General features: G+C 72.3%; 11 protein-coding genes. 4 read left to right on the forward strand and 7 right to left on the reverse strand.

All coding sequences use genetic code 11. The features are described 5' to 3' along the window. Positions 1-35 precede the first annotated feature (35 nt). The gene (locus AB0C04_RS29565; RefSeq protein ID WP_357061074.1) at positions 36-863 is read right to left on the reverse strand and encodes an RNA methyltransferase; all 828 of its coding nucleotides are present in this window, start codon (positions 861-863) and stop codon (positions 36-38) included. 359 nt (positions 864-1,222) lie between these two features. Between AB0C04_RS29565 and AB0C04_RS29570 the strand changes: the two genes are divergently transcribed. Continuing rightward, on the forward strand, positions 1,223-2,596 hold the full coding sequence (locus tag AB0C04_RS29570) for an endo-1,4-beta-xylanase (protein WP_357060959.1): 1,374 nt from the start codon (positions 1,223-1,225) through the stop codon (positions 2,594-2,596). A 52-nt stretch (positions 2,597-2,648) separates the two neighbouring features. On the opposite strand, the gene AB0C04_RS29575 is transcribed toward AB0C04_RS29570, so the two are convergent. The 4 genes from AB0C04_RS29575 to AB0C04_RS29590 all read right to left on the reverse strand — a co-directional run bounded on the left by AB0C04_RS29575 (position 2,649) and on the right by AB0C04_RS29590 (position 7,523). Then, entirely contained in the window at positions 2,649-4,850 is a 2,202-nt protein-coding gene (locus tag AB0C04_RS29575) for a transglycosylase domain-containing protein (RefSeq protein ID WP_357060961.1), read from the reverse strand. Between the two features lie 108 nt (positions 4,851-4,958). Further along, positions 4,959-5,765: a hypothetical protein gene (locus AB0C04_RS29580; RefSeq protein ID WP_350872841.1), complete on the reverse strand. Its 807-nt coding sequence runs from the start codon at positions 5,763-5,765 to the stop codon at positions 4,959-4,961. A gap of 175 nt (positions 5,766-5,940) precedes the next feature. After that, complete coding sequence (locus tag AB0C04_RS29585; protein WP_350872839.1) at positions 5,941-7,044, reverse strand: SPFH domain-containing protein; 1,104 nt, start codon at positions 7,042-7,044, stop codon at positions 5,941-5,943. 5 nt (positions 7,045-7,049) lie between these two features. Then, entirely contained in the window at positions 7,050-7,523 is a 474-nt protein-coding gene (locus tag AB0C04_RS29590; protein ID WP_357060964.1) for an NfeD family protein, read from the reverse strand. 124 nt (positions 7,524-7,647) lie between these two features. Here AB0C04_RS29590 and AB0C04_RS29595 point away from each other — a divergent pair, with 124 nt between their 5' ends. Then, the gene (locus AB0C04_RS29595; protein ID WP_357060967.1) at positions 7,648-8,955 is read left to right on the forward strand and encodes a serine hydrolase domain-containing protein; all 1,308 of its coding nucleotides are present in this window, start codon (positions 7,648-7,650) and stop codon (positions 8,953-8,955) included. Between the two features lie 15 nt (positions 8,956-8,970). Here AB0C04_RS29595 and AB0C04_RS29600 read toward each other — a convergent pair whose 3' ends face one another. Next, positions 8,971-9,786: a DUF3097 domain-containing protein gene (locus AB0C04_RS29600; protein ID WP_357060969.1), complete on the reverse strand. Its 816-nt coding sequence runs from the start codon at positions 9,784-9,786 to the stop codon at positions 8,971-8,973. Positions 9,787-10,027: 241 nt separating this feature from the next. Here AB0C04_RS29600 and AB0C04_RS29605 point away from each other — a divergent pair, with 241 nt between their 5' ends. Together AB0C04_RS29605 and AB0C04_RS29610 are read left to right on the forward strand one after the other, a co-directional pair. Then, positions 10,028-10,822 (forward strand): hypothetical protein, encoded by a 795-nt coding sequence (locus tag AB0C04_RS29605; RefSeq protein ID WP_357060971.1) that lies wholly within the window; start codon positions 10,028-10,030, stop codon positions 10,820-10,822. Between the two features lie 370 nt (positions 10,823-11,192). Beyond that, positions 11,193-12,689, forward strand: coding sequence for an FAD-binding oxidoreductase (locus AB0C04_RS29610; protein ID WP_357060974.1), 1,497 nt, complete (start codon positions 11,193-11,195; stop codon positions 12,687-12,689). A gap of 105 nt (positions 12,690-12,794) precedes the next feature. Here AB0C04_RS29610 and AB0C04_RS29615 read toward each other — a convergent pair whose 3' ends face one another. Beyond that, a complete protein-coding gene (locus AB0C04_RS29615) occupies positions 12,795-13,232 on the reverse strand; it encodes a GNAT family N-acetyltransferase (RefSeq protein WP_357060977.1) in 438 nt (145 codons plus the stop codon). Position 13,233 lies beyond the last annotated feature (1 nt).

Consider the following 13,233-nt stretch of genomic DNA (forward strand, 5'->3'; position numbering starts at 1 on the left):
CGTGACCCTGGAACTCGACGGACCCGGCCGTCAGGTCACAGCGGGTCGTCGCGTCCCAGTTCCCAGAACGCCACCGCCGCCGCGGCGGCCACGTTGAGCGAGTCCACCCCGCGCCGCATCGGGATCGCCACCCGTACGTCGCTCGCGCGCTGGGCCGCCCCGGTCAGCCCGGCACCCTCGGCGCCGAAGAGCAGCGCGGCGCGGGCCCGCTGGGCCGGTTCGAGCCGCTGGATCGGCAGCGCATCCGAGGCCGGGGTCAACGCCAGCACGGTGAAGCCGGCCGCCCGCACCTGGTCGAGTCCGCCGGGCCAGGGCTCCAGCTTCGCGTACGGGATGGCGAACACCTCGCCCATGCTGACCCGGACGCTGCGCCGGTAGAGCGGGTCGGCGCAGGTCGGCGAGAGCAGCACCGCGTCGATGCCGAGCGCGGCGGCACCCCGGAAGATGGCCCCGAGGTTGGTGTGGTTGTTGACGTCCTCCAGGATCACCACCCGGCGGGCGGCGGCGAGCACCTCGGCGGCGGTGGGCACCGGCCGCCGGCGGAACGACGCCAGCACCCCCCGGTGGACGTGGAACCCGGTGGCCTGTTGCAGCACCTGCGGGGTCGCGGCGTAGACCGGCGCGTCGCCGGTGTCCAGGTCGGCGAGCTGGTCGACCCGCTTGGCGTCCACCAGGTACGACCGCGCCGGGTAGCCGGCCCGCAGCGCGCGGCGCAGCACCAGCTCCCCCTCGGCGATGAACAGCCCGTGCGGCGGCTCCCAGCGGGTACGCAGCTCGACATCGGTCAGCGCGCGGTAGTCGGCGATCCGCTCGTCGTCGGGGTCGGTGATCTGGTGGACGGGCACCCGACGATTCTGCCGGATGCGCGTCCGGGCGCTGGACGGCCCCGGCGGGGGCGCACCGCCACCGACCGACGTCGATTTCCGGAAGTTGTCCGGTCGGCCCGCCCGCCCCGCTCGCTGTTGTCGATCACCTGCGGGCCAGCTCACGCCCGCGCACCGTCGCCGGTCGCCGGACGGGCATCGGCCTGAGCCGTCCGGCGGGGCTTGAACCTTCCGGAAAACCAGGGCTAACATCGACCCGCGCGGATGAGTTTGGGTGATGAGCCGGAGTACGCGAGCGACAGGGCATCCGGTGCTGCCTGCACGGCCGGGCTTCGGCGCATTGGGCGGCGCCGGGCCGGGGCCGTGGCCAATCATCGCCAAACTCGAAAGGCATTCAGATGATCAACTCTCCGGTCCGGCCGGACCGACCGGCCCGCGCGCGAACCCGACGGCGCCTGGCGCTGGTCCTCGCCGCGACGGGCGCCCTCGTCGCCGGTGCGACGATCGCCCTGGCGCCCAGCGCCAGCGCCGGCACCACGCTCGCCGCGTCGGCCGCCGAACAGGGCCGCTACTTCGGCACCGCGGTGGCGGCCAACAAGCTCTCCGACACCACCTACGTGGGCATCCTCAACCGAGAGTTCGACATGGTCACGCCGGAGAACGAGATGAAGTGGGACGCGACCGAGCCGTCGCAGAACAGCTTCACCTTCGGCAACGCAGACCGGATCGCGAACCACGCCCAGGCCAACGGGATGCGGGTACGCGGTCACGCCCTGGCCTGGCACTCACAGCAGCCGGGCTGGGTGCAGAACCTCTCCGGCAGCGCGCTGCGCTCGGCGATGGTCAACCACGTCACCCAGGTGGCCACCTACTACCGGGGCAAGATCCACTCCTGGGACGTGGTGAACGAGGCGTTCGCCGACGGCGGAACCGGGGCCCGGCGCGACTCGAACCTGCAGCGCACCGGCAACGACTGGATCGAGGTGGCGTTCCGCGCCGCGCGGGCCGCCGACCCCGGCGCGAAACTCTGCTACAACGACTACAACACCGACGGGCAGAACGCGAAGAGCAATGCGGTGTACGCCATGGTGCAGGACTTCAAGGCGCGCGGCGTACCGATCGACTGCGTCGGGTTCCAGTCCCACTTCAACGCCCAGAGCCCGGTGCCCGCGGACTACCAGGCGAACCTGCAGCGCTTCGCCAACCTCGGCGTCGACGTGCAGATCACCGAGCTGGACATCGAGGGCTCCGGCAGCGCGCAGGCCGACAACTACGGCCGGGTGGTGCGGGCCTGCCTCGCGGTCGCCCGCTGCACCGGCATCACCGTCTGGGGGATCCGGGACAGCGACTCGTGGCGGGCCGGCGGCACCCCGCTGCTCTTCGACGCCGGCGGCAACAAGAAGCCGGCGTACACCGCCACGTTGAACGCCCTCAACGGCGGCAGCACGCCGCCGCCGACCACCACCCCGCCGCCCACGGGTGGCGGCTGCTCCGCGTCGGTCACCCTAAACTCGTGGACCGGCGGCTTCGTGGCGACGGTGCGGGTGACGGCCGGCGCGGCCGGCGCCAACGGCTGGACGGTCGCCCTGACGCTGCCCTCCGGGGCGACGGTGGTCAACACCTGGAACGCCACGTCCAGCGCCGCCAGCGGCGCGGTCCAGTTCCGCAACGTCAGTTACAACGGCCGGCTCACCGCCGGTCAGACAACCGAGTTCGGGTTCCAGGCCAACGGCACCGGCACCGGCCTCACCCCCACCTGCACCGCGAGCTGAACCCGCGGCGCCGGTGCGGAGGGCAGATTTCCGCGCCGGCGCCCGGCTCGGGTCAGCCGCGTCCGCCGAGCCAGCGCTCCAGCAGCGAGCGAGGGTCGTCGTCGGGGGTCCGCGGCCGTTCCTGGCGCGCCGGCGGCCGCTCCACCGGGCGGCGCGGCTCGCCGGCCAGCTCCCGGCTGGGCGCGGTGAAGCTCTTCTCCGGCTGCCCCTTGACCGCGGTCGCGATCACCCGGGCCACCGCGTCGATCACCTTGGCCTGCACGGCGGAGCCGACCGAGTCGGTGGGGTCGTCCGGGTTGGCGGCGATGCCGGCGACCGCGACCTGGGGGGTGAAGCCGACGAACGTCTCGGTGGCGTTCTCCTCCGAGCTACCGGTCTTGCCGGCGACCGGTCGGCCGTCCAGGATCTCGTTCACCGAGGTCGCCGTGCCGCCGTTGCACTGCCCGTACGGCGACTGCTGGCCCACCGGGCAGCGCGCCGCGTCGGTGGCGGCCCGGGCGACGTCGGCGTCGAGCACCCGCTTGCAGGACGGGTCACCCACCGGCACCTGCTCGCCGGTCGGGGTCCGCACCGAGACCACCGGCAGCGGCGTGCACAACGTCCCCTCGGCGGCCACCGTGGCGTACGCGTTGGCCAGGTCGAGCGGGGTGGTGGCGGCCACGCCGAGGGTGAACGAACCCCAGTCGGCGGCGTCATTGCGGGCGAACGCGGCGTCCGAGTCGGCCCGGAAGGTGATGCCGAGCCGCTGCGCCATCTCGACCACCTTGTCCTGGCCGACCTGCTCGGCCAGCCAGACGAAGTAGGTGTTCACCGAGCGGCCGAAGCCGTCCCACATCATCCGGTAGCCGTCCATCCAGTCCGGGTTGGCGTTGGCCGGGCACCAGTGCCCGTCGCAGCTGCCCTCGCCTTCGGCGGGGTACCGGGTGGGGAGCTTGCTGGGTGCGTCGAAGCCGGTGGAGAGGGTCTTGCCCGACTCCAGGGCGGCGAGCATGGTGAAGAGCTTGAAGGTCGAGCCGGCCTGGTAGCCGTCGACGCTGTCGCCGCCGGAGATCAGCGGGTTGACGGTGTTCGGGTGGTTGTTCTGCCCGGCCGGGTTCGAGGCCAGGCTGTAGTGCCGGTTGACCGCCATCGCGAGCACCCGGCCGGTGCCCGGCTCGACCGCGGCGATCGGCAGCGCGCGCTTGTTGCCGTACCCGTACACCGCGGTGGCCTGCTGCTGCGCGGTGGCCTGGACCTGCGGGTCCAGCGAGGTGACCACGGTGTAGCCGCCGCGACGCAGCGCCTGCTCCCGCTCCTCGGCGGTGGCGCCGAACGCCGGCTGGGTCAGCCACCACTGGCGCAGGTAGTCGCAGAAGTAGCCCCAGTCGTCGTGGCCCTGGGCCACCGCGGTGCAGCCGTTCGGCTGCGCGGTCGGGTGCAGGGTCAGCTTCTCGGCCTTGGCCTGCGCGGCCTGCGCGGCGGTGATCGCCCCGGTCTCGACCATCGAGTCGAGGACGTACGCCCGGCGGGTCAGCGCCGCGTCCCGGTCACCGTCGATCGGGTTGTACGCCTCCGGGGACTGCACCAGACCGGCGAGCAGGGCCGACTCGGCGAGGGTCAGCTGGGCCGGGGCCTTGCCGAAGTAGCGCTGGCTGGCTGCCGCCACGCCGTAGGCGCCGGAGCCGAAGTAGGCGATGTTCAGGTACCGGTTGAGGATCTCGTCCTTGCTGAGGCTCTGCTCCAGCGCGGAGGCGTACCGGATCTCCTGGAGCTTGCGCCCCACGTTCTGGTCGGTCGCGGCCTGCCGCTCCTCGGCGGTGCGGCTCGGGTCGGTCTTGAGCACGTTGCGGACGTACTGCATGGTCAGCGTCGAGCCGCCCTGCTCGGTGCCGCCGCCCTTGACGTTCGCGACCAGCGCCCGGGCCAGCCCGCGCAGGTCCGCGCCGCCGTGCGAGTAGAACCGCCGGTCCTCCGCCGCCACGATCGCCTGCCGCATCACCGGGGCGATCTCCGACAGCGCGACGTCCGTGCGGTTCACGTCGTAGAACGTGGTGATCAGCGTCTTGCCGTCGTTGGCGTAGAGGTAGGAGCGCTGCGGGGTGGCCGGAGTCTTCAGCGCCGCCGGCAGCGCCGCGTACGAGCCGAGCGCCGACTTGGTGACCACCCCGAACAGCAGGTTGCCGGGGAGCGCGGCCACCGCGAGGGCGAGGCCGGCGAGCAGGCCGGCGAGCAGCACGGTGAACAGCCGCGACAGCGGCGGGCGGGGTGGGGCCATGGTCCCCAGGATTGCCATGAAAGCCGCCAACCGACCAGCCCCCGCGCCGTTTTGTCAGCAACTTCACCGCCCCTCACCAGCAACTTCCCAACCTGGCGGGCTGGTGGGTCAGGCGGGAGAGAGGGGGCCACCGGGGGTGGCGGGAGGCGGCGGCGCGGCGGTGGCGACGCTGGCCGAGGCCGCGTCGCGGGCGATGTCGCGCGGCACCAGACGGCCGGAGCGGTAGCCGATGCCGATCCCGGCGATCAGCACGAAGATCGCCCCGAAGGTCTGCAACGAGCCGACCAGCGCGCCGCCGAGACCGAGCAGTGGCGCGGCGATGATCAGCATCACCCCGTCACCCATGCTGAACATGCCGGAGCGGGCCACCGCCCAGCCGGTGAGGAACCAGCCGATGCTGTAGCAGGTGGCGCCGACCAGCACGAGGGCCCGCGCGGAGGTACCGAAGACCGGGGTCTGCTCCTCGAGCCCGGCGAAGGGCAGCATGAGCACCGTGCCGGCGATGCTCACCAGCAGCCCGGCGGCGGCCGCCCGGCGGCTGCGGGTGGCGGCGAGCAGCCCGGTGAGGGCCAGCAGCGCGAGCAGGCCCAGCCAGACCGCGGCCACCCAGCCGACCAGGTAGAGCGGCCGCCCGTCGGCCGGGTACGGGTCGTTGCCCACCCCGCCGTCGCTGGCCATCGCCACCACGCCGTAGAGGACGGCGTACGCGGGGAGCAGCCACACCGCGGCGCGGGCGAACCGGCGTACCGACCAGGCCCAGCTGGCGTTGGTCGCCGGACCGGCGGGCGTCGGCTCGCCGACGAACGGCAGCACTCCGAATCCGCCTCCGGTACTCCGGGAGCCGAGTGGACCGGTCGGATCGTGCGCGCCGGGGACCGGGGCCGAGGACCAGATCCGATTCGCCGGGTCCTTCATGCGTCACCTCGCTCTTCCGACAAAGCGGTGCGGGACGCGCCGGGGCGCCCCGAAGCCTGGTCACCACCCGTCCTAGGACCGATGGTGGCAGGCACCGGAGCGCCCCATGAGTCTTTCTCGCATTTACCCCACGCCGGCCGACTCAGTCGACGACCGGCCGCCGGACCGGGTCGGCTCAGCCGCGCTCGCGCTGGTCGGCCGGATCGTTGACCAGGCTCGCCGGGGAGACCGGCTCCGGCGCGGGCAGACCCTGCGGCGTGCCGCCGGTGGCCTGCGCCTCGGCGACGCGTACCTCGTCGTGGATCTGCGCGGCCGCGTCGGCCGCCGCCTGCGCGGCCTCCGCCGCCTCGCGCTCCACCTGGCTGGCGTGGTCGGCCGCCTCCGGCGCCGGCTCGTCGCCGACCATGCGGCTCAGCCCGCCGAGCGCGCCGCCCATCCCTTCGAGGGCCTTGGTCAGCTCGGCCGGCACGATCCAGACCTTGTTGGCGGTGCCGTTGGCGATCTGCGGCAAAGCCTGCAGGTACTGGTAGGCCAGCACCTTCTGGCTCGGGTTGGCCTGGTGGATCGCGTCGAAGACGGTCCGGATCGCCTTCGCCTGGCCCTCCGCCTGGAGGATCCGGGCCTGCCGGTCACCGTCGGCCCGCAGCACGGCGGACTGCTTCTCACCCTCGGCGGTGAGGATCTGCGACTGCTTGTGTCCCTCCGCGTTGAGGATCGCCGCCCGGCGGTCCCGCTCGGCGCGCATCTGCTTCTCCATCGAGTCGCGGATGCTGGCCGGCGGCTCGATCGCCTTGATCTCCACCCGGGTGACCTTGATGCCCCACCGGCCGGTGGTCTCGTCCAGCACCCCGGAGAGGTGTCGGTTGATCTCCTCGCGGCTGGTCAACGCCCGCTCCAGGTCCAGCGAGCCGATGACGTTACGCAGCGTGGTGACGGTCAGCTGCTCGATGGCCTGGAGGAAGTTCGAGATCTCGTAGGTGGCCCGGACCGAGTCGACGACCTTGAAGTAGAGCACCGTGTCGATCGAGACGACCAGGTTGTCGGAGGTGATCACCGGCTGCGGCGGGAAGCTGACCACCTGCTCCCGCATGTCGACCTTGGTACGTACCGCGTCGATGAACGGCACCAGCAGGTTGAGCCCCGGGTTGAGGGTGCGCTTGTACTTGCCCAGCCGCTCGACCACGTCCTGGCGCTGCTGCGGCACGATCCGTACGGCCTTGGCCAGCGTCACCACGGCGATCAACGCCACGGCGATCACCAGCACCGTTATCGCTGTCATCCCGTTCACCCTCTCGCTTCCGGCAACCCGCCGGCGGAAGAAACATCGTCCTGCCAGACCAGGGCGGTCGCGCCCCGGACCTTTATCACCCGTACCCGTTGACCGGGGTCGAACGACTGCGTCGCGTCGTACGGCCGCGCGGTCCACAGCTCACCGTCGATCTTGACCATGCCGTGCTCGGCGTCCACCCGTTCCAGCACCAGCGCGGTGGAGCCCTCGATCGCCTCCACCCCGAACGGCTGCTCGCCGCTCTCCAGCGCCGAGCGACGATGCCGCTGGATGATCGGCCGCACCCCCACCACGGTCAGCGTGGAGACCACGGCGAAGACCAACGCCTGCACGGCCGACGGCGCGCCGAGCGCGGCCGCGCCGGCGGCAGCGAACGCGCCGGTGGCGAACATGATCAGGAACAGCGTCGTCGTGAAGACCTCGGCGACGGCCAGCACCACACCCAACACGATCCACAACACGGCGTCCACCCCACGATCGTGACACGCAAATGCACGCGCGGCCGCCCCGCGATGATCGATAAGCTCGGCGGCACCCGCCGCCCGCCCCCGACGGGCCGGCACGGCACCGCACCACACCGAGGAGAGGACGCCCGTGTCCCTGCTGCCCGAGACCGCCCGCCAGGTCGACGCCCTGGTCGCGCAGGCACAGTCCGCCGGCCGTACGCCGTCACTCGTGATGGGCGTGGTCCGGGCCGGCGAGCTGGCCCACCTCGCCACCGCGGGCGAGCACCCGCGACCCGACGCGGACCTGCAGTACCGGCTCGGCTCGATCAGCAAGACGATGACCGCGACCCTGGTGATGCAGCAGCGCGACGCCGGCCGGCTGGCCCTGGACGACCCGCTGGAGCGGCACCTGCCCGGCACCAGCGTCGGCACGCTCACCCTGCGCCAACTGCTCGGGCACGCCAGCGGCCTGCAACGGGAGCCGGAGGGCGAGTGGTGGGAGCGGGCCGAGGGCTCCGACCTGGCCACCCTGCTGGGCGCGGTGACCGCGGACAAGATCGCCTACCCGGCGCACCGGACGTACCACTACTCGAACCTGGCGTACGGGCTGCTCGGCGGGGTGCTCGAGCGGATCACCGGGACGCCCTGGGCCGAGCTGCTCCGGGAGCGGATCTTCGAACCGCTGGGCATGCGCCGCACCACGTACGCGGCCACCGAGCCGTTCGCCCGGGGCTACGTGGTGCACCCGTGGCACGGCACGCTGCGCGAGGAGCCGCGGACCGACACCGGCGCGATGGCGCCCGCCGGGCAGCTGTGGGCGAGCATCGAGGACCTGGTTCGGTGGGCGGCCTTCCTGGCCGAGCCGGCGCCGCGGGTGCTCGCCGCCGACACGCTGACCGAGATGTGCGCGCCGGTGGTGATCAGCGACCTCGACTCGTGGAGCGGCGGGCACGGCCTCGGGGTGGAGCTCTACCGGGCAGGCGAGCGGGTGTACGTCGGGCACGGCGGCTCGATGCCCGGCTACGTGGCCGCCCTGGCGGTGCACCGACCCACCCGCACCGCCGTGGTCGGCTTCGCCAACTCGTACGGCTTCGGCATCGGCCGCGTCGGGCAGCGGATCCTCACCACCGTGCTCGACGCCGAGCCGGCACTTCCGCAGCCCTGGCGCCCGACCGCCACCGCCCCGCCCACCGAGATCGCCGAGCTGACCGGCCGCTGGTGGTGGATGGGGGTCCCGCTCGACGTGACCTGGGACGCGGCCGGCGGTGAGCTGGCCGCCCTGCTGCGCGGCGAGCGGGCGAGCCGGTTCAGCCCGGAGGGCCCGGACCGCTGGCGCGGCCGGTCCGGTCCGGAGAACGGCGAGATCCTCTCGGTGCTGCGCGACGAGGCGGGCGGCGTACGGGCGCTCGACATCGCCACGTTCGTCTTCACCCGCACTCCGGACCAGGAGCCCTGACCGCCGGGCGGCGTTCTAGCCCGCGGGCTCGGTGACGAAGTCGATCAGGCGTTCCATCGCGTTGATCAGCGGGGTCTCCACGTCGGCGAAGCTGTCCACCCGGGACAGGATCCGTCGCCACAGGTCGGCCGGCTCGGCCACCCCGAGCGCCGCGCAGACCCCCTCCTTCCACGGCCGTCCCGGGGGCACCACCGGCCAGGCCGCGATGCCGAGCGCCGCCGGCTTCACCGCCTGCCACACGTCCACGTAGGGGTGCCCGGTGACCAGCACGTGCGGGGAGGTGACCCCGGCCACGATCCGGCTCTCCTTGCTGCCCGGCACCAGGTGGTCGACGAGCACGCCCAGCCGTCGTCCCGGCCCGGGCCCGAAGGTGCGCACCTCCGCGGCCAGCGCGTCGATGCCGTCCAGCGGCTCCACCACCACGCCCTCGATCCGCAGGTCGTCGCCCCAGATCCGTTCGACCAGCGCGGCGTCGTGCACCCCTTCAACCCAGATCCGGCTCGCCTTGGCGACCTGGGCGCGTACCCCCTGCACGGCGATCGAACCGGAGGCGGTCCGGCGGCGCGGCGCCGGCGCCGTGGTCCGGGTCGGGCGGCGCAGCGTCACCGGCCGGCCGTCGAGCAGGAACGCCGCCGGCAGCAGCGGGAAGTTGCGCCGCCGGCCGTGCCGGTCCTCCAGCACCACCGCACCCTGCTCGAAACCCACCACCGCGCCGCAGAAGCCGGAGTCCGCGTCCTCGACCACCAGGTCGGGCTCGGCATCGACCTCCGGCACGGCCTTGCGCCGCCGCCAGTCCCCCGCCAACACGTCGTTCTCGTACCGCCGCCCCATGTAGATCAAGCTAACCGCCGTCGCCTCCCCCGACACCCCGACGCGCCGCCGACCCGCTGTGTCGATCACGCAGGTGTGGTGCCTCACGAACCGTCACGATCTGCCGAGAACGCCCACCACGACTGCATGATCGACGCTGGGCTGGGTAGCGCGACGGGGGCGAAGCGGGCAGTTGGGGGCACGCGGCGCGGCCGGGGCGGCAGCCGAGACACGGCCGGTGGTGACCACGTACCCTTTCGGCATGTCCACCCCCGCAACGGGCGCGGCGACGCTGGCGCCCCGCCGGTCGAGCCGGTTCGTTGCCTGGATACGCGCATGGCGCGCCGGGCTGGTGCCCTACGACGAGGTCGCCGACGCGATCGCCGGCGACGAGGAGCACCTGGTCGCCGACGCCCCCGGCACCTGGACCGACGTCCCGCTCGGCGACGCGCTGCCCACCCTGGCCAAGCTCTCGCCCGACGAGATCCGCCTGGTGCTGCCCGCCCCGGGCGACCCGCGCGGGCTGCCCGGCCCCGGCGACTTCGCCGGCGCGGCGCTGCTCGCCGGTGAAGCGGTGGTGGCCGGCACCCTGGGCCTGATCCCGCAGGTCCGCATGCACACCTCCGGCTCCGGCGACACCTTCGAGACGGTGCTCTGGCGGGTCTACCCACTGCCCCCGAACGCCCCGGCGGCCTCGCTGACCCTGCCCGGCGCCGCCGAGGCGGAGGCGGAGCTGGCCGCCGCGCTGGCCGAGACGACGGCAGCACTGACCCGGCTCGACGTCGCCCAGTGGCGGCCCGAGTTGGCCGGGGCGCTGGAGGCGCTGCGCCGCCCGGACGGCGCCACCGACCTTCCGCCCGGCTTCGACCCGCGGGCCCGCCGGCTCTTCGCCCGGGCCGCCGTGCTGGATCGGGTGCTCGCGCTGGCCGGGCACGCCGCACCCGGCGGCGCGATCAACAACTACGAGGCCCAGCAGCGCGACGCGGCGCTGCGGCCACTCACCACGGCGTGCCGGCAGGCGCTGGTCGCGGCCTGCAACGCCCCGCTGCGCCCCTGACGGGAGGCACCGCGATGCGGGCCGCGCTCGCCTGGGCCCTCGCCGTCGTCGAGGTCCTGCTCCTCGGCTGGATGATCAGGCGCCGGCAGAGGCCGAACCGGTAGCGACAGGCGCTGGTACGCGCGCCAAACCTTGGGCTGCCGGAAGGGCGCGTCAGTCCACGATCGAAAGTCTCCGAGCTGCCGGGAAACCCTCAGCGGCCAACGCCTGTCCGCCCAGAGGAGGCGGGCCAGGTCACCCGACCGGGTTCCGTGACAAGGTCTCACAAACTCGGACAAACCTCTCGTATTACCGTCGGTAGCGCGCCGGCTGGAAGACAAGAGTCCTCTTGGTCGCAGACCGGCGAAACCCGATCGAGAGGATGCGGACCATGCACGACCTTTCTCGTCGCGAGCTGCTCAAGGCGACGGCAGCCGTTGGCGCCGGAGCGGTCGTTCTCCCGGGCCTGGTGTCCGGAGGCACTCCGGCCATTGCGGACGGACCAGGCTGGTCCTCCACCGAGAAATGCCCACCGGCGCAGTTGACCGGCCGCATCGTCCGGCCGACCGACCCTGGATATGCGCGGGCGAGCCTCGGCTGGGACGAACTCTTCGTCCGCTATCCGCTGGTCATCGTCTTCGCCCAGGAGACCCAGGACGTGGTCAACGCCCTCACCTGGGCGCGGCAGAACGACGTGGCGCTGCGGGTACGGAGCGGCCGGCACAGCCTGGAAGGCTGGTCGAATGTGGACAACGGCATCGTCATCGACGTCAGCGAGCTGAAGTCGGCCCAGATCGACCCTCCCAGCCGCACCGCGAAGGTCGGCGCCGGGCTCAACCAGCTGGAGGCGGTGACCGCGCTCAGCGATCAGGGTTTCGCGGTGACGACCGGAACGGAAGGCAGCGTGGGCCTGTCCGGTGCCACCCTCGGCGGCGGCTTCGGCTTCCTCACCCGCTACCTCGGCATGGCCTGCGACAACCTCATCGGGGCGGAGATCGTCGTCGCGTGGGGAGCCGACGGCGCGCGGGCGACCGAGGTGGACCTCGGCAATCACTCGGACCTGCTGTGGGCGCTCCGCGGAGCGGGAAACGGCAACTTCGGGATCGTCACCTCACTCACCTACAAGGTGGCTCCACTGAAAGAGGTCGCCTACCTGCAGGCGACCTGGGAAGGCCTCGACAACCTGCACGAGGTCTTCGACACCTGGCAGCGCACCGCACCGTTCAGCGATTACCGCCTCGGCACCCAGCTCGAGATCCACAAATCCCAGATCCTGCTCTTCGGCGTCCTCGCGGACGGACGGGACGCAGAGGTGCGAGAACTACTGGAACCGCTGCTCTCGATCGGCAACCCCGCCGTCACGCTGCAGACCGGGGCCTGGGGCGACGTATATGCCGGATTCCAGATCCCGACCGAGGACGAGCCGGCGAACTGGAAGTTCTTCTCGCAGTTCACCAACGAGCCCTTCCCGAAGCAGGCGATCAGCCTGATCCGCGAATTCATGGAGAAGGCCCCCTCGGAGGACAGCAACTTCTTCACCCAGGCCTTCGGCACCGGGGCCCAGACGAGGGAACCGCGCGGCGGCGCGGCGTTCCCGCACCGCGACGCGCTCTTCTACTCCGAGCCCGGCGCCGGCTGGGGCACCCGCGGAGAGCCGGACAGCGGCGACGCCCTCACCCCGATCGCCCAGACCTGGATCGCCGAGTTCAGCCAGGCGCTGCGACCCTATGTGGACGGGGCCTACGTCAATGTGCCGAACATCGGCATGGCGGAATGGGAAACCGCCTACTGGGGATCCAACTACGACCGGCTGCGCAAGATCAAGGGCAAGTACGACCCGCACAACGTCTTCCAGTACGAGCAGAGCATCCCACCGGCGTCGTGCTGACCCGCCGTCACCCTCGACACCCGGTCCTGGCCAGGGCGCGAGCCTCGTGAACTGGCCAGGCCGGAGACCGACCGACGGCCCGGCCGTGGCCGCCGGCGCGCCGCGTCACGACGGTCGAGCCACGTACGCCGTCTTGACGTCGTCGGAGAACCCGCAGGCTTTGTAGAAGGCGTGCGTCGCCGGCCTGCGCGAGCCGGTCATCAGCATCGCCTTGTAACAGCCCGCATCCCACGCGGCTTGAAGCGTGCCTGCCATGATCTCCCGACCCAGGCCTGTTCCTCGCCGCGATTCCTCGACGACGACGTTCTCGATGACGGCGTAGGGCGACGCCGACCGGGTGATGTTGGGGATCACGTTGAGGTACGTCGTGGCGACGACGGCCCCATCCCGTTCGAGCACGAAGAGATGCAGCGCTGGAGAGCCCAGGATCTGCTGGAAGGCCGCCGCATCAGAGCCGTCCTTGAGAACCGGATCGTCGGGCTGCAGTTGCCGGTAGAGGCGGATGATCTGCTCGAAGTCGCCAGGCCGAGCCGCACGGAACATG

Source organism: Micromonospora sp. NPDC048909 (genome assembly GCF_040649635.1).
In the GTDB taxonomy this organism is placed as follows: domain Bacteria; phylum Actinomycetota; class Actinomycetes; order Mycobacteriales; family Micromonosporaceae; genus Micromonospora.